We start from the raw sequence: 16,313 nt of genomic DNA on the forward strand, positions 1-16,313 counted from the left end.
GGTCACGCTGGGCCTTACTGGCCGGTTTCTTTTTGGTCGGCATACATGCACCTCTGCAACATGTTATGCCCGAACACAAAATTTATGACACTCCCCGTTGATCCATTGGGGACTCTCGATTCCAGGACATGGTCAGGCACCTCCTGACCGTATTTCGTACCTGTAAACGATGTCTCAGGTTTAAAACGTAAAGGATCTCTCCGGTTTCTACCCTGGCAAGCCAGCTCCCACAGGTGTTGTGGCGTACCCAAATTGTATGAACACCACCCACCACTGTAGAAGCAAGCAGGCTCGCGACGGTCGTCAACGATAACGCTGGCTACCTGAATGCCCGCATTACCGCAACCAGGCTCGCCCACAGTTTCCCCCTCACCCCCGCCGATCCATACGCCCCACCTTCAACACCGTTGCCACCGCCAACACAAGCACCAGCGCCCCGAGCCACATCGAGCTGTGCAGTCCCATGGTATTGACGGCTGCGCCGCCCATCAGTGAGCCCAGTCCGATGGACAACTGGAATACGCTGGTATTGACCGCCTGCGCGGCTTCGGGGTCATTTCGGGTGGCGTTGTACAGCCACAATTGCGTGCCGACCGGCGCCATACCCCAGGAGATCGCCCAGACGATCAGGCTGAGGGTGACGATGACCACATGACTGGCGAACGCCGCCATGCAGATCAGCGCAATCAGGAAAATGACCACGGTCGCCATCACCGTCAATTGCAGATTTCTGCCAGCGAAAGATCCACCCAGAAAATTACCAGCCACTGCCCCCACGCCATAGATGAACAACAACGTACTCAGCACATTGGTATCGACCCCGGTGACCTGTTCCAGATACGGCGTGACGAAGGTGTACCCGAAATACTGCCCGGCGACGATGAAGATCACCGCCAGGAAAATGCCCCTGACTTTCGCCGACTTCAGCAGGCCGAAAAAATTGCTCAGCTTGATGCCGTGGTCGATGAGGATTTTCGGCAGCGCGACCAGTTGAATCAGCAACACCACCACAGCCAGCACACTGGCAGCCATGAACGCGATGCGCCAATCATAATGCGCGCCGATGTAGGAGCCAGCCGGGACGCTCACCACCGAGCCGATGGAGATGCCGGCAAACACGATCGACGAGGCGGCATGCACTTTCTCGTCCGGCACCAGCCGCGCCGCCGCCGTGATCGAAATCGCCCAGAAACCACCGACGCCCACCCCCAGGATGACCCGCGCGATCAGCAGCATTTCGAAGTTCCTGGCGAGGGCGGACATGAGGCTGGAGATGACCAGCAAAACCGTCAGCGCCAACAGCACCAGACGCCGGTCGGTTTTGCCGATCGACATGGCGGTGATGGGTGCCGCGAGAAACCCCAGCAGCGCGGTGGCCGTGACCGCAAGGCCGGCCGTGCCTTCGGAGATCCCCAGATCCCGGCTAATGCCCGGCAGCAATCCCACCGGGAGAAACTCCGTGACCACCAGGGCGAACGCGCCGAGCGCGATGGCCAGTACGCCGAACCACGAATAGGGGGTGACGCCTTCACTGTCTAACGTGCTTGAAACCATGAGTCTTACCTATGTCTTTTTGAGCGGCCACGGCGAGGCCGGGGACCCTGCCCCTGCCGTCGGCTAAACCAAAGCGTGTGGTGAATTCAGAAGTGTTCTTTGAACGGTCTTAAATCGAGTTCCTGCGTCCATGCCGTCAACGGCTGCCGATGCAGGTGCCAATAGTTTTCGGCGATGGCATCGACGTCCAGCAGACCGTCCTCGCCGCGCTGGGCGACCACCTCAGGCCTGAGCACCCGCAGGCGCTCGCCATTGATCCCGCCGTCGACCACCACATGCGCAACGTGGATGCCCTGCGGTCCAAACTCCCGGGCCATGCTCTGGCTGAGCATCCGCAGCCCGGATTTCGCCGCGGCGAAATGGCCGAAACCGGACCTGCCCCGCAGGCTGCCCGATGCCCCCGTGAACAGGAGGGTGCCGGCGCCCCTGGGGACCAGATAACGCGCAGCCTCGCGACCGACCAGAAAGCCTGCATAACAGCCGATGCGCCAGAACGCCTCGAACTGCGACGCGCTCAATTCGCGCAGGGGAATATGCGCGTTATTACCCGCGTTAAAGACCACGACGCTGGGCGCTTCACGACCGGCCACCGGCCGCATCGCATACTCGAAAAGCCGCAGCACTTCGCGCTCTTCCGTTGCGTCGCAGACCACCGCCTCTGAGCTGCCGCCTCGTTGTTTGATGGTATTCACCACCACGTCGAGTTTCGCCCCCGTGCGGCCGACGGACAGGACATGAAAGCCTTCACGGGCAAAACGCCGACTGATCGCCGCGCCCAGCCCCTGCTCAGAACCCACCCCGACTATCAATGCTGTTGGCTGCTGCATAGCGAACCTCCTTCCCATGCAAGTGGTTTATTTATGAAACCACAGCAGTTGTATCAATATCGGTTCTATAATGCAACCAGTTAGCATGATGATCAGGAATGAAAAAAACAGCCCTACGCAGCAAAAAGCCGAGGTTTTACTCGGCAGTCAGATGGTTGAACTCGCTGAGGAATTCATCGGAGGCAATCTCATCCGCCAACTGGCGCAGCAACGCCGCCGACGACGGCCCCAGCACGGTTTCGACCCGTTCGTTGGCGGCGTGCCACAGCACCAGCGCTTCGGCCAGAAGCTGGTCGCCCTTAGGGGTGAGCACGCAATGTTTGGTCCGCTTGTCCAGCGCGTCTTGCTGCAACTCGACAATGCCGTCGCGCACCAGGGGTTTCATGGCATGGGAGATAGCAGACATCTGGATCGCCAGCAGCCCTGCCAACTCCTGCAAGGTGGGCCCGTCATGCCCGTCGGCGCTCGGAAAGCGGCTGATCTGGGCGAGCATTCCGATTTGCGTGGCCTTCAGGGAAATGGGCGCGAGCGCTTCGTCATACAGGTTGCCAAGGCGCCTGGCGGCGCGGCGCAACGCGGTATTGGTACACGCCACTTCGCCCAGCAGGTCGAGGTCGGAGGCGTCGGCGGTATCTCGGGAGGAGGTTTTTGAGTTCTTCATCCTCCTAGAATGATTGAGGGCAAAACCATTGACAAGCGGAACGTCCCGGCCTCTATACTTGAGCCCTCAATCATATTGATTGAGTACTCATGCATCGGAGATGCCCATGTCCACAAATGACACTCAGAAAATTGCCCTCATCACCGGCGCTTCTTCCGGAATCGGCGCGGTGTATGCCGATCGGCTGGCTGCCCGTGGCTACGACTTGATCCTCGTGGCGCGACGCCAGGATCGCCTCGATGCCCTGGCCGAAAAAATTTCCGCCGGCCATGGCCGGCTGGTCAAGACGATTCGTGCCGACCTGGTCAACCCGGACGATCTGGCCCAGGTGGAAAAGATCCTCGCCACCAACCCGGCGATCCGCGTGCTGGTGAACAACGCCGGCCTCGCCAGGCTGCACCCGATCGCCGAGTCATCCGTCGGCGATTCCATGACCCAGATCGCCCTCAATATCACCGCCCTGACCCGCCTGACCCATGCGGCGCTGCCGGCCATGCTCAGCCGCAACAAAGGGGTGATCATCAACGTCGCCTCGGTGCTGGCATTGCACTCGCTGCCGGTGAGTTCCGTCTACAGCGGCTCCAAGAGTTTCGTGCTGGCGTTCAGTCGTGGCTTGCAGGCTGAACTGGCGGAAACAGGCGTCAAGGTCCAGGTAGTCCTGCCCGCCTCCACCGCCACGGAAATCTGGGATGAGTCCGGCATCCCGCTGTCCGCACTGCGCAAAGAAGCCGTCATGACCACGGAAAACCTGGTCGACGCGGCGCTGGCCGGGTTCGATCAAGGCGAAAGCATCACCTGGCCGTCGGTGGCGGACTTTTCACTGTGGGACAAATACGACGCAGCCCGGGCAGAACTGTTCGGCGCGACCCAGACCGGTATTCCGGCACCGCGCTACAAGGTGTCTTGAAAACCTGACCCGTCACACGTTACGCCACCCAGCGATACGCCAGGTTCAAGTGTGCCTCTTCGCATAACCGCCGCTCTGAGCGAATGCCGTGGCAATAATCCGCGATTAGCGAATAGGCGATATCGCCTCACCCCCCCTTTTCATGAGACAGGCTTATTTTGAATCCCTGACCTGCCTGCGCACTGCTTTAGCAAGCAGCCAATAGAAGACGATGAGCAAGGGAATGGGTAGAACCAGCAGTAGCAATGCGCGAGTGACGTCCGATAGGTCGCCGGTATTGAGGCTGGCCAGTGGAATCATGATCATCAGCCACGCCCCCAGGTTGCACATGCAGAGGGCCATGACCCGGTAAAAAATTCGCCAAGGCTTGGAGGGGTGGTCGATGTTCCTCGTAGATCGCGGGATAACGCCAGGACGGGGTAGCACGATACAAGTGCCCACGACTCCGGCAATGAACTGAAAGGCGAAGACGAAAAGTGTCAGTGTCATGAGGGGCCAATCAAGTCGGTGGAAGTGCGATGACGGCATTATGCACAGTCTCGGACAGTCGTTTACCTCTCCACACCCTGACTGTAGCGGCCAAATCCATCCCCACTGTATCTGCTTCTGCCTGGCTACCGCCAGTTAGCATGACGCCTCCCCCGAGGAGGTATTACCTTATGCCGGACGCCACTAACCTCTACCTGTTCATTGTTGCCGCCTTGCTGTTGCTGATCGTGCCCGGCCCTAACATGGCTATCGTCACCAGCCATGCAGTCGCCCACGGCTGGCGCGCCGGCCTCGCTGCCGCGCTGGGAATAACCCTGGCCGATGTGGTGATGACCGTCACGGTGAGCACGGGACTGGGTGCGCTGGTCATGAGTTGGGCTCCGGCGTTTGACTTGCTGCGGTGGGCCGGTGCTTGCTATCTGATGGGGTTGGCCTGGCAGGCATTGAAGGCTCCGCCTGCGGATACGGCTACTCAAGCTATACAGGCTTCGATGCGCCAGATCTTTGCCCGCGCCACGCTCAACAGCCTGTTAAACCCCAAGGCGTTGTTGTTCTTCATGGTATTCCTGCCGCAGTTCGTCTCTGTGGGTGGCGGCAGCGTCACCTCGCAATTGATGTTCCTGGGGTTGCTGCTTGCGCTGATTGCATTGATCTTCCATTCCCTGCTCGGATTAGGCGCCGGACGGCTGCATGGGCGTCTTCGCGAAGGCATCGTGTCTAAACGCCTGGGTGCTTATAGCTTCGCGGCGGTCATGACCGTTCTGGCGGCACGCTTGCTGGTGCTCAATCGGCCGGTTTGAAGGCGGACCAGGACGACTCGACGTGTCTCTCACCCGTTGGTTTGCGTTGCCCCGTTTAACGGGGGCAACGCAAGTTCATCGTTACTGTTTGATCAAATCACTGGGCTTCCAGCTCTGGTCGAAAAACGCTTGCTTGGGACCGTACAAACGCACAATCACCAGGAAGCCTTTGCCCGGAACGGTCTTGATCCAGTTCTTGCCTTCGCCCGGTGATTCGGGGCCAAAGTAGAGGTCGGTCGAGCCGTCGCTGTTCTGCACCGGTTTGTCCATCTGATTGAGCGACGGGAACGGCTGGCCGTTGTCGAGTCCCGAGGCCGTCAGGTTGTCGTAAGCGGTCACCGACCAGAACAACGCGGCCGGAACGTTGGCGGGCAGGTTGAGCTTGTAGGTGTGGGCGCCGTCGAGGAACTTGCCGTCGGCATCACGTGTGGTGGCGGGATACTTGGCGCCGGCGCCGACCATGTTCATCACCATGCCCGGACTGTCCGAATAGGCAGAGGTGAAGAACGCCACACGCTGCTCAAGGTTGGTGAAGGTGCCGCTGGACTGGAACTCGGTGTTTTCCCCGGCGAAGGTGTTCACGTACTGGCGGTCCGTGTAGTACAGACCGCCCGGCTCTTTCATCAACAGATGACTGGTGACCACCTTGCTCATTTTGAACGCGGTGCGTGCCGCTTCATCCAGCAGCTTGCGTCGCTCGGCATCCGGGGCAAACGCCTTGCCCTTTTCGATGCCGAGGGTGTGCAGGAAGCCGCGCATGTCCATGTCCGCCGGGTCGACCGCTTCGGCTTCAATGAAGCGCGACAGCAGATCGAAGTAACGACCGTCCTCGGGGAACAGCATGTTGATCGGCGCGCCGGTGGCATCGGGGAATTGCATCGGCAGCGCCGACTCCTTCTTGCCCAGCGGATAGATTTTCGTGCGTTCGACTTCGGCCACCGGCACGCTCAGGTCTTTCGGGTCCTTGAAGAAGGTGCGCCAGAACAGGAACACATTGTTAGTGCGCGAGCGGTAGACGAAACCCTCGGTGGGTTCCGGGCCGGTGTAGCCTGGCGGCAGCAACACATAGGTGCCGCCCTTGCCCTTGTCGGGGCCGGCCAGGCCGACGTCACCGCGCCAGGTTTTGCCATCGATGGTCGGCCCGACGATGGGACGCTGGAAGAAATCATCGAACATGCCCTGCACGCCGGGCGGTGCTTCGACCACCAGCGGACCGTATTTCGCCAGGTCCAGATAGCTCATGGCGTAGACCAGATCGGAGTTCGGCGTGGTCACCAACGTCTTGGCGTTGATGCGTTTCTTCCAGGTCGGCAGGATGTTGTAGCCGGCACCGAACTGCTTCTCCGACGCTTCCTTCATCGACCAGATGTTGATGGCCGGCAACGACCAGAGATACGACTGCACAGCGCGCTGGAAAATCAGCTCGTCGATCAGGCTGCGGGCGGTGGCCTCGGTCGGGAAGCCGTTTTCGAAAGGCTGGCTGGCCAGTTCTTCGTAACGCGAAGCGGCATCGGCGACACCGCTCAGGGAGACCGCCACTGCCAGGGCGGTCAGGGTATTACGCAAGCTGCTCATGGGATGTCCTTATGTGGCGCAGTTTGAAGGTGAGGCTTGGCACGGCTTTCAGTTGACCTTGACCACCGCTGGCGGCGCCCAGTGGCCGTTCATTGCGGCGGCTTCAGGCCAATAGGCGCGAACGTACAGCGAAAAGTCGGCGCCCTTCGGCGCGGGCAGCCAATTGCTTTCCTTGTCGGCACCCGGGGAATCGCTCTGCACGTACAGCGTCAGCGAACCGTCGGCATTGGGTTTGAGCGATTTGTTCTTGGTGCCCAGGGAATAACGGCCCAGCGGGTTTTCCGCGAAGAAATGCTGTTCGTTATACAAGGTCAGTGACCAGAAACCCTTTACCGGTGGCAAGGCATCTTTAGCGAACGTCACGCTGTAGCGCTGCCCGCCATTGAGCCGCGCACCGGACTGATCCAGGTCCTGGTAGAAGTACTTGGTCTCGATCTGCTTGTTGACGAAGATGTTCGAACGGGCCACCGCCGTGCGCAGGAAGTAATCGGTGCCGAACGCTGCGCCGTTGTCGATAGTGCTCCAGTGATTGGGCAACTGCTTGCCATAGTTGCGGAACTGCAACAGCGGCTTGACCACCTCGGCATCCGACTTTTGCGCCTCGTCGATCATGGCCTTTTTCAGCTCGGGATCACGCTGAGCGATCTGCGCCAGCACCGACAATTGCGCATAACGGGCTTCTTCGCCAGGCAGCGGCTTGGCGTCCTTGAGAAGCGCCGGCAGTTCATCGAAGAATTTTTCCGGGAGCACCCAGCGGGTTTCTTCGGCACCTGCGGCTTCTGCCGGGAATTTCGGCGACTTGCTCCAGTCACGCTGTTTGAGTTTGCCGTCGTACTGGGACACCGGGTACATATCGATGCCGGACAAGTACGGCTGAATCGCTTTACGATCCTCGGCGGTATCGTCCTGGAACACTCGTGGAATCACGAAACCGGTGTTGGTTTTAGCGCGGAATACCTGGGTGATGCCATCAGGCACCTTGCCGTTCCAATCCGGGCCCACCAACAGGTAGAAACCGGGTTTGGTGCCGTACATCTTGCCCAGCTCGGCGAAGCTGTCGGAGCGCAGGTCCACCACTTGGTACACCCAGAAACGATCAGCAAAATCCGGCACCTGGAGCACCACCGGTTCCAGATCCAGCGCAATGCTGCCGGCGCCGTAGACCACGTCCTGGTTCGGGCACGCTACCAGGCGTTCCCCTGGCGAGATGTAATCGGTGAGCATCGACAGATGATTGATCGGCGCCACCGGCACGATGCCGCCCATCAGGCCGGCTTCCGGCAGATCCTTGAATTTCAGCCGCCGATTATAGATGTTGGCCATCGGCCAACCCCAGAAATACGCCTCGCGCGCCATCATGCGCACATAGGTTTCGGTCACCTTCACGTCCGTTTCAGGCCCGGGCACCGAAGCCACCGGCTCGCTCTGTGCCTGCACGGCAGTCGCACCGAGAAACATCGCCGTCGCGAGCAGGCAAAGGGTGAATAGAGGGGGTTTGGTCATGAAGGCGCTTCCTTGCTTGGAGTTTTCGTAAGACGTGTTCTTGGCAGTAAACACTTCGATAGAAAATCTAGCAGAGGAATCTGAATCATCCAGAAAAGGGCATGAGCACATGGGCTGCTTATTTCTTTTTTCACTAGGCCAGCGCTACCTCCCGAAAGCCAGCTTTGGTCGAGCCGCTCTTGGCGATTGCCGATTTTGACCGGATGACTGCCCGATGCCGAAGGCAAAAAAAGCCCGCTTTATAGCGGGCTTCTTAATCGGATTTTTATGACGCGAGGCTCAAACCCTCTGCGATCAGTGCGATTTTTTGGCGGCTGACGACCCGGCTTTGCTCAACCCTTTCGAGTTGTGATCTCCAGGTGTCGAGGCTGCGATTGCACCCGCTTTGGTCACGCCACGGGTATCTTTGGAATGGGCTATGCCTGAAGTTGTGGAGCCATGACCGCGATCACCATTGCGCTCACTGCCGAAGTGGTTTCCGCTTTCACCATGGTCGCGAACCGCCTTGCCCGCGTGATCGCTGGCCAGGCCATTGCCCCGGCCGTTGCTGTTAGCGCCGCCAGAGTGATCCGAACCACTGTGACCGCCGGCTGTGCCACCTGTACCGCCACCATGGCCACCGCCGTTGCCTCCACCATTCCCACCGCCGTTACCACCACCACCACCACCACCGTCTTTCGCATAGGCGGAATTCATGGCAGACAGTTCAGTAGGGAGCAATGGCGCGGCTGCAAGCATCAGGGCGCATGACATGACAGCGATGAGACTTTTATTTTTCAATAACATGATGGCTTCCAAGGGGTGATATCGCGGTCTTTATGACCTGATAACCCCTCGGCAGTTCAAGTGCTGCGACAGGTGGAATGCCCCGTGAGATTACCGAGCGGCTGCCGCAATCCGGGTCCCGGCGAACGCGCTCGTGCCGAGCCAGCGCCACAGGTTGTGCGCATCCTGCGCGGCGCCGTCTACACGCAGCTCCCGCGATAGAAGCACTTCTTTCGGTGTGCGGTCGCCCGTCCACACCTCGGTCAACGCCCGCACGCTGGCGTCGACGATAAGCGTCAGTTCGCGCCCCGGGTCGTCGCGACACAGGTCGGCCACGCCCTGTTCAACCACCAGCCACCACGCTTGCTCGCCGGGCCGTGCGTCGCGGAACTTGAAGTGGATGACCACCGGCCGGGACGGGAACTCATCGACGCGCGCGAACCGGCGCACGTCCCACATCAGCAAACCCGCGTCGAGTTCGTCATCGCGAAGGCGACTGCCGATCCAGCGCGCGCCCCAATGGCCGAGCGCCATGATGATGGGGCGCAATTCCTCGCCCGCCTCGGTCAGGCCGTACTCCCAGACTTTGCCCACGGCCGTGCGATGCACGACACCGATCTCTTCCAGATGGCGCAGCCGCTGCGTCAGCAGGTTCGTGGACATCCGTGGGACGCCGCGATGCAGTTCATTGAACCGTTTACTGCCGCACAGCAGCTCGCGCACCACTAACGGTGTCCAGCGCTCGCACAGTGCTTCGGCACCGCGCGCAACCGTGCAGAACTGACCGTAGCTGTCTTCCATCGCCTGGGCTCCGCTACTGCAACGCTTCAGATTTTGAACTAGCCCCGCCCCTTCGCCACGCGCACGCTGAAACCTCCAAAGCAACCGCCAAAGGAGAACGCCATGACCCAGGTAGCCATTATTCAGCGCCCGCCCGTGCTGCTCGATCGCAGCGCTACCCTCGCCCGAGCCGTGCAATCGGTCGGCGAGGCGGCGGCGGCGGGAGCGGCGCTGATCGTTTTGCCCGAATCGTTCATTCCGGGTTACCCGTCGTGGATCTGGCGGCTGGCGGCGGGAAAGGACGGAGCTGTCATGGGCCAGTTGCACACGCGGCTGTTGGCCAACGCCGTCGATATCGCGAACGGTGACTTGAACCCATTGTGCGAGGCAGCCAGGGCTCACGCCGTAACAATCGTGTGCGGCCTCAATGAACGCGACCGACGCAATGGCGGCGGCACGCTCTATAACAGCGTAGTCGTTATCGGCGCGAGCGGTGAGGTGCTCAACCGACACCGCAAGCTCATGCCAACGAATCCCGAGCGGATGATGCATGGCTTCGGTGATGCATCCGGGTTGCGTACGGTCGACACACCGGTCGGCCGCGTGGGCGCGCTTATCTGCTGGGAAAACTACATGCCACTGGCCCGTTATTCACTGTATGCCCAAGGGGTGGAAATCTACGTCGCCCCCACCTACGACACTGGCGATGGCTGGATCAGCACGATGCGTCACATTGCCCTTGAAGGCCGCTGTTGGGTGCTCGGCAGTGGCACCGCGCTGCGCGGCAGCGACATCCCCGACGACTTCCCGGCGCGCGCGCAACTGTTCCCCGACCCGGAAGAATGGATCAACGACGGCGACTCGGTGGTGGTCAATCCTCAAGGCCGGGTCGTGGCCGGCCCGCTACACCGTGAGGCAGGCATTCTGTATGCCGACATCGACGTCGCACTCGTAGCACCCGCGCGGCGGGCGCTCGACGTCACCGGGCATTACGCGCGCCCGGACATTTTCCAACTGCAGGTCCGGCGCACGCCGGCGACAGCGGTGCGCCACATCGATGGGTGATGGCGGCACGCAACGTTCTGGCGATCCCTGCCATGCCCGGCGATATCGCCTGACAACTGATCAAGGAGTCATGCCATGAGTATCGAACGCTCTTACAAGGGCCGTTGTTTTTGCGGCGCAGTCGAGTTCACCGTCAGCGGCGAGCCTGCCGCGATGGGCTATTGCCATTGCGAGTCGTGTCGGCATTGGTCAGCAGGCCCGGTCAATGCCTTCACCCTGTGGAAACCCGAAGCGCTGCAAATCACTCGGGGCGCTGACAACATTGGCACCTATAACAAGACACCGCGGAGCCTGCGCAAGTGGTGCAAAACCTGCGGTGGACACATTTTTACCGAGCATCCGGAAATGGGGCTCATCGACGTTTACGCTGCGGTGATTCCGGATCTCGCGTATTCGCCAGGCGCCCACGTCCACTATCAAGAGACCGTGCTGCGCATCAAGGATGGGTTACCCAAGCTGAAGGATGTTCCCAACGAAATAGGGGGCTCGGGCATCAGTGTGGAAGAATAACGCTACGGGCAAAACGGGCATACGGATCATGCCCATTGCCCGGGCCACTCAATTATTAATCAAAAGCACCGTTGAGAACTTCGTAGATGAGCCCGGTCGCCAGCGCGACCAGTATCAAGTCGGTGCCCGCTTGCTGCCATTCATAGCCATCGTAATGAGGCAACCGGCCGATTAACCGGCCGTCCAGTTTTTTGGCAATCCCCGGCGGGAGCGGCTTGCCTCGCGCGAGGTTCTTTTGAATGCCGGGTGGCAATGCAGGTCCTGGGCTCCAGTAGTCCCGATAACCGCCAACAATCCCGAGAACGCTGCCGCGATTGATGCTTGGGCCATTATCCCAATCGCCGCCCCCGGCATTTTTGCCCTTGCCACCCTGGTTGCCATGAGCCTGAGTGGTTTGTGGATTTCCCTTGCCGTTTCCCTGGCCCTTGCCATTACCAGGATCGGCCCATGCAGGCGCTGAACCGGAGACCAGCGCAAGGCATGTCATTGCAGCGATCAATGAGCGGGATCTGAGCATGATTCGTTCCTTCGCAGTGGCGGGACATCTCTGTGTAATTTAGACGCGATTGATGATGTAGGTTCCATGTTCTCCCATCGACACTCAAGCGCTACCCGAGATCCTCTTATTTCGATGCATTACGAGGATCATCATGGCTATCAATGTACTCAAGGCCCAACGGGCCTGTGCCGTAAACTTGCGAGATGTATTCTCCTGATTTGGCCCAGTGGAAATGGGGTGTATTCGCCGGGAGTATGACGACGCTGCCGGGACCATAAGCAACCAGCTTGGCCGGATCAAAAACAGAACCGAAACCAATATAGAAAACACCGGACATGACGGTGTAGATGCGGTCTTCGGGATGTGTATGGGGCATTAATTGGGTGCCATTGGGCACTTTGACCCTTACCACGTACGGTGCGGGTTTACTGGGATCGCCGGCCAATACCGCCAGTTTCACTTCTTTGGGGAACGCCGGAAAGCTGCGCCACTCCACGTCTTCATTATGTAGGGCGCCGACTTTATCGAGTGGCAAGGGTTGTGCCTGGACGAACGGCATGGCTGCACTGGCGGCAAGAAGAACGGCCAGACAAGCAGGCTTCATAAAATTCTGAAACATGAAAGGCACCTTAATCGCGCTGTAAATTCGGTAGGTAAATTGTGGCGAGTCGCCGCTCAATACAATCGGCTGTTTACTGTATTTGCCATTGGCATTGATGAAAATGGCGTTGGCGCGCATTACAGTTGATACGCAATGTAATCAGTGCGCTGCATGGGCTGCTGCCCATCATCACGCTCACCGGAAGTAGCCCGTTCGCCCTATCAACGCCATCGATGTTCACCATCACGTCAATGAAGTTCTCTTAAAAACTCCGGGGCGTAACATCAGCCCCATACCAACCAACAACACCCCGGAGTACACGATCATGAAACGCCAAACCCTCCTCAGCATCGCTTTCTCGGTTTTTGCAGTTAACGCATTCGCCGCTACTTCGACTCACCCGGTTGTCGCTGAAGGCGGCTCGGATAGACTGATTGAAAGTCGTGTGGCTGAAGGTGGTTCGGATCGTTTGATCGAAAGCCGCGTTGCTGAAGGTGGTTCGGATCGTTTGATTGAAAGCCGTGTGGCTGAAGGTGGTTCGGATCGTCTGATCGAAAATCGTGTGGCTGAAGGTGGTTCGGATCGTTTGATCGAAAGCCGCGTTGCTGAAGGTGGTTCGGATCGTTTGATTGAAAACCGCGTCGCCGAAGGTGGTTCTGACCGTCTGATCGAAAGCCGCGCTGTATAAACATCGCATCACCGTAATAGCTAAAAAGCCCGGCCTGATCAGCCGGGCTTTTTCGTGTTCGAATACGTCGCCAAAATCGATGAAGTGGCCGCAGCCCCTGTAGGAGCGAGCTTGCTCGCGATGGACCTGAGGACGATGCGTTTATCCAGCAAACACGCGGTATCGTTAACGTCCATCGCGAGCAAGCTCGCTCCTACAGGTTTCATTCACGGCACTGCTTTCATCCGATACGATCATCGCTGGAATGGATCATCTCGACCAAAGGAAGCGACATTATGGAAACCACCTTCTCTCAAATCAGCGAGCGTTTGAACAATCGCCGATTTACCGTAGCGGACAATACCCACGGGCTATCCGGTACAGGCACCGTCTTTCATTACCAGGTCGAGGACGGTGCCATTTCGGGCACTTACCAAGGCGGCCGGATCCGTCTGGGTCAGCAAGTCGGGCGCGTGACGGGCGCCGACACCATCGAACTTCTTTTTCAGTGTTTGACCACGGAGGGCGAGATGCTTGCCGGGTGGTCGCGTGGCACGGTAGGCGTCGATCACGCCGGTCGCACGACACTGAGCTTCGTATGGGGTTGGTTGTCGGGCGCGACGGGAGGTGGGGAGTCCAGCTATGTCGAGCTTGTCGCCTAGCGGTTAAAGCAATCAGTCAAGCCATAACGCGATCCGTAACAGCTGGCGCAGCCGTCGTGAATCGGGACGCCGCCGCTTATCAGACATGCTGCGGTGTCGGGTCTGGCGACGGCTTCGCAGTCGAACGCAGCCTTCGGCAGCTGCTATGGGTGTGCGTTGCGGCTGAAACTTCCTTCTCTGCTGTCAGACTTTCATCTACTACCCCGCCAATTCTGCATATCTTGCCTCTAAATCTGACATTGTTCTCCAGCAGCGACGTCGTACACACCAGAGTGATGGCCAACAGCTACTCTCTCCCCGGTTTCTCCTGTACATCTCTACCCAACCAAAAATGACCACTGACCCTGTGGCGAGGGAGTTTGCTTCCGTTGAGCGTTCCGTGCTCGCGCAACAGGAGCAAGCTCCCTCTCCACAGGGTCAGTCGATCGGCATTGGAGTCATTCAGTCTGTGCAGGCTATCGCGCAGAACACGGCGCACGATGTGGAGACGCTGGGCCTGAGCACCATTCGCCTGGATGCGTTGGAACGTACGTTTCATCAAGAGAATGGGGCGGCTATTTCCTCCTGACATCCGGTTCATCCATCCATTGCCGGCATCGATAGTCACCATCATCCCAATGAAGTTCTCTTAAAAACTCCGGGGCGTAACATCGGCTCCATACCAAACAACTACACCCCGGAGCACACCATCATGAAACGCCAAATCCTCCTCAGCATCGCTTTCTCGGTTTTCGCAGTGAACGCTTTCGCCGCTACCTCTGCTCACCCGGTTGTCGCTGAGGGCGGTTCGGATCGTCTGATCGAAAGCCGCGTCGCTGAAGGTGGTTCGGATCGTCTGATCGAGAACCGCGTCGCTGAAGGTGGCTCTGACCGTCTGCTCGAAAACCGCGTCGCCGAAGGTGGTTCGGATCGTCTGCTCGAAAACCGCGTCGCCGAAGGTGGTTCGGATCGTCTGCTCGAAAACCGCGTCGCCGAAGGTGGTTCGGATCGTCTGATCGAAAGCCGCGCTGCGTGAATGAATGGTTTTACCGTACGACTCGATAAAAAACCCGGTCTCATCAACCGGGTTTTTTTATGCCTGCGGTAATCCGGGCGGCAGCGCTGGGCCCACTTGCCAATCCGGTACCGCACAGATACTGTCAACCGCATGACTCAACCACGTATTGCCTCGACCACCACGACCACGACCGCCCAAGGCGGGTCGTGAGAAGTGTCGTGAGCCAATAACGCACGAACTTCAAAAGGCCCGCCAGCGATGGACAGGGCCTTTTCTTTTGCCCTTGTGTCGCTGGCCCACACGCAAGGAAAGCACGATGCACGCACTGTTGATTCTCGATATGCAGATTGGGTTGTTTCATGGCCCGGATAAACCCTGGGCTGGCGAAGCGCTGCTAAATACATTGAACAATCTACTGAGCAAAGCCCGGCAGGCAGGTGCACCCATTTTTCTTGCTCGCCATATCGGTCCGCCCGGCTCTCCTTTCGAACAAGGAAGCCCGCTGACTCAACTGGTACAGGAACTGGTGCTACGTGGCGACGAAGTGATCTTCGAAAAAAGCCGACCCAATGCCTTCGTCATGACTGACCTGGCCGAGCGGCTACAGGCCTGTGGCGCTCAAGGTGTGATCATTGCAGGAATGAAGACCCAGTATTGTGTCGACAGCACCTGCCGTGCCGCACGAGATCTTGGGTTCGATGGCGTGCTGATCGCCGACGGCCATACTTGCAGCGACACCCCTGCGCTGAACGCTGAGCATATCGTCGCTCATCACAATGCGACCCTGGCGGGTCCCTTCTGTCGTGTCATTCAGGCTGAGGATTGGCGCTTCTAACCAATATCGAGAGATCGGCTCGAGTAAGGGTCGATCTGTCGGCTCTGGGTTGTACTTCATCCGTTCAGAGTTAAAATCCGCCAGGTTTGGTTCACATTGCTGAGGATGACCAAGGTATGTCCAGGCTCGACACTTCCCTGCAAGACACAGCCGCGCCTGACGGCGTGTGCTACGGCTGCGGCAGCGGTAATCCGCATGGGCTGCACATCAAGAGTTTCTGGCATGAGGACGGCGTGCATGTCATGGCCGAGCATCTGCCTGATGCCCGGTATTGCGGCTGGCCGGAGCTGGTGTACGGCGGATTGATCGCGATGCTGGTCGACTGTCATTCAAACTGGACGGCAATGGCCTATCACTACCGCCTGGAACAGCGCGAACCGGCCAGTCTGCCCCGGATCAACTGCGTCACCGGCAACCTTGGCATCAAGTTCATCAAGCCGAGCCCGATGGGTGTACCGCTGACGCTGCGGGCAAAAGTTGAAGGCGACGTCGGGCGCAAAACCCGTGTCATCTGCGAGGTCTACGCAGGCGACGTGCTGACGGCTGTTGGCGACTCGATTTTTGTTCGCGTCGATACCGAGCAACTGGCCGCCGTCGCGCACAGTCGGTAGGTCGC

19 protein-coding genes and 1 pseudogene are annotated in these 16,313 nt (G+C 59.1%); 9 read left to right on the forward strand and 11 right to left on the reverse strand.

Annotated elements, in window-relative coordinates:
* Positions 1–369: 369 nt before the first annotated feature.
* The 3 genes from ACIPL2_RS26450 to ACIPL2_RS26460 form a co-directional block, all read right to left on the reverse strand.
* Entirely contained in the window at positions 370–1,554 is a 1,185-nt protein-coding gene (locus tag ACIPL2_RS26450) for an MFS transporter (RefSeq protein WP_401361333.1), read from the reverse strand.
* A gap of 86 nt (positions 1,555–1,640) precedes the next feature.
* A complete protein-coding gene (locus ACIPL2_RS26455; RefSeq protein WP_401361335.1) occupies positions 1,641–2,381 on the reverse strand; it encodes an SDR family NAD(P)-dependent oxidoreductase in 741 nt (246 codons plus the stop codon).
* A gap of 136 nt (positions 2,382–2,517) precedes the next feature.
* Positions 2,518–3,042 (reverse strand): MarR family winged helix-turn-helix transcriptional regulator, encoded by a 525-nt coding sequence (locus ACIPL2_RS26460; RefSeq protein WP_401361337.1) that lies wholly within the window; start codon positions 3,040–3,042, stop codon positions 2,518–2,520.
* Positions 3,043–3,148: 106 nt separating this feature from the next.
* Here ACIPL2_RS26460 and ACIPL2_RS26465 point away from each other — a divergent pair, with 106 nt between their 5' ends.
* Positions 3,149–3,949 (forward strand): SDR family NAD(P)-dependent oxidoreductase, encoded by an 801-nt coding sequence (locus tag ACIPL2_RS26465; protein WP_401361339.1) that lies wholly within the window; start codon positions 3,149–3,151, stop codon positions 3,947–3,949.
* Between the two features lie 28 nt (positions 3,950–3,977).
* On the opposite strand, the pseudogene ACIPL2_RS26470 reads toward ACIPL2_RS26465, so the two are convergent.
* Both ACIPL2_RS26470 and ACIPL2_RS26475 read right to left on the reverse strand, forming a co-directional pair.
* Positions 3,978–4,058, reverse strand: a pseudogene (locus tag ACIPL2_RS26470) (transposase); the annotation flags it as partial.
* A 44-nt stretch (positions 4,059–4,102) separates the two neighbouring features.
* Entirely contained in the window at positions 4,103–4,438 is a 336-nt protein-coding gene (locus ACIPL2_RS26475) for a hypothetical protein (RefSeq protein WP_401361341.1), read from the reverse strand.
* A gap of 170 nt (positions 4,439–4,608) precedes the next feature.
* Here ACIPL2_RS26475 and ACIPL2_RS26480 point away from each other — a divergent pair, with 170 nt between their 5' ends.
* A complete protein-coding gene (locus tag ACIPL2_RS26480) occupies positions 4,609–5,238 on the forward strand; it encodes a LysE family translocator (RefSeq protein WP_401361343.1) in 630 nt (209 codons plus the stop codon).
* An 81-nt stretch (positions 5,239–5,319) separates the two neighbouring features.
* Here ACIPL2_RS26480 and ACIPL2_RS26485 read toward each other — a convergent pair whose 3' ends face one another.
* From ACIPL2_RS26485 to ACIPL2_RS26500, 4 genes are all read right to left on the reverse strand, one after another.
* Positions 5,320–6,813 (reverse strand): DUF1254 domain-containing protein, encoded by a 1,494-nt coding sequence (locus ACIPL2_RS26485; protein WP_401361345.1) that lies wholly within the window; start codon positions 6,811–6,813, stop codon positions 5,320–5,322.
* A gap of 48 nt (positions 6,814–6,861) precedes the next feature.
* The gene (locus ACIPL2_RS26490) at positions 6,862–8,316 is read right to left on the reverse strand and encodes a DUF1254 domain-containing protein (protein ID WP_401361347.1); all 1,455 of its coding nucleotides are present in this window, start codon (positions 8,314–8,316) and stop codon (positions 6,862–6,864) included.
* Between the two features lie 294 nt (positions 8,317–8,610).
* A complete protein-coding gene (locus tag ACIPL2_RS26495; protein ID WP_401361349.1) occupies positions 8,611–9,102 on the reverse strand; it encodes a hypothetical protein in 492 nt (163 codons plus the stop codon).
* Positions 9,103–9,192: 90 nt separating this feature from the next.
* Entirely contained in the window at positions 9,193–9,882 is a 690-nt protein-coding gene (locus tag ACIPL2_RS26500; protein ID WP_401361351.1) for a winged helix-turn-helix transcriptional regulator, read from the reverse strand.
* A gap of 102 nt (positions 9,883–9,984) precedes the next feature.
* Between ACIPL2_RS26500 and ACIPL2_RS26505 the strand changes: the two genes are divergently transcribed.
* Both ACIPL2_RS26505 and ACIPL2_RS26510 read left to right on the forward strand, forming a co-directional pair.
* The gene (locus ACIPL2_RS26505; RefSeq protein WP_401361353.1) at positions 9,985–10,926 is read left to right on the forward strand and encodes a carbon-nitrogen hydrolase family protein; all 942 of its coding nucleotides are present in this window, start codon (positions 9,985–9,987) and stop codon (positions 10,924–10,926) included.
* Between the two features lie 75 nt (positions 10,927–11,001).
* Positions 11,002–11,436, forward strand: coding sequence for a GFA family protein (locus ACIPL2_RS26510; protein ID WP_401361355.1), 435 nt, complete (start codon positions 11,002–11,004; stop codon positions 11,434–11,436).
* 55 nt (positions 11,437–11,491) lie between these two features.
* On the opposite strand, the gene ACIPL2_RS26515 is transcribed toward ACIPL2_RS26510, so the two are convergent.
* Positions 11,492–11,953 (reverse strand): anti-virulence regulator CigR family protein, encoded by a 462-nt coding sequence (locus tag ACIPL2_RS26515; protein WP_401361357.1) that lies wholly within the window; start codon positions 11,951–11,953, stop codon positions 11,492–11,494.
* 106 nt (positions 11,954–12,059) lie between these two features.
* Positions 12,060–12,674, reverse strand: a complete 615-nt coding sequence (locus ACIPL2_RS26520; RefSeq protein WP_401361359.1) for a cupin domain-containing protein — start codon at positions 12,672–12,674, stop codon at positions 12,060–12,062.
* A 187-nt stretch (positions 12,675–12,861) separates the two neighbouring features.
* On the opposite strand from ACIPL2_RS26520, the gene ACIPL2_RS26525 reads away from it, so the two are divergent.
* The 5 genes from ACIPL2_RS26525 (at position 12,862) to ACIPL2_RS26545 (ending at position 16,308) form a co-directional block, all read left to right on the forward strand.
* Positions 12,862–13,224, forward strand: coding sequence for a hypothetical protein (locus ACIPL2_RS26525; RefSeq protein WP_401361361.1), 363 nt, complete (start codon positions 12,862–12,864; stop codon positions 13,222–13,224).
* 275 nt (positions 13,225–13,499) lie between these two features.
* Positions 13,500–13,865 (forward strand): hypothetical protein, encoded by a 366-nt coding sequence (locus ACIPL2_RS26530; RefSeq protein ID WP_401361363.1) that lies wholly within the window; start codon positions 13,500–13,502, stop codon positions 13,863–13,865.
* Positions 13,866–14,556: 691 nt separating this feature from the next.
* Entirely contained in the window at positions 14,557–14,880 is a 324-nt protein-coding gene (locus tag ACIPL2_RS26535) for a hypothetical protein (RefSeq protein ID WP_401361365.1), read from the forward strand.
* 298 nt (positions 14,881–15,178) lie between these two features.
* Positions 15,179–15,697 (forward strand): isochorismatase family protein, encoded by a 519-nt coding sequence (locus ACIPL2_RS26540; protein WP_401361367.1) that lies wholly within the window; start codon positions 15,179–15,181, stop codon positions 15,695–15,697.
* 116 nt (positions 15,698–15,813) lie between these two features.
* The gene (locus ACIPL2_RS26545) at positions 15,814–16,308 is read left to right on the forward strand and encodes a PaaI family thioesterase (RefSeq protein ID WP_401361369.1); all 495 of its coding nucleotides are present in this window, start codon (positions 15,814–15,816) and stop codon (positions 16,306–16,308) included.
* Positions 16,309–16,313: the final 5 nt, after the last annotated feature.

Source organism: Pseudomonas sp. NPDC086251, assembly GCF_044746405.1.
Classification (GTDB): Bacteria; Pseudomonadota; Gammaproteobacteria; order Pseudomonadales; family Pseudomonadaceae; genus Aquipseudomonas.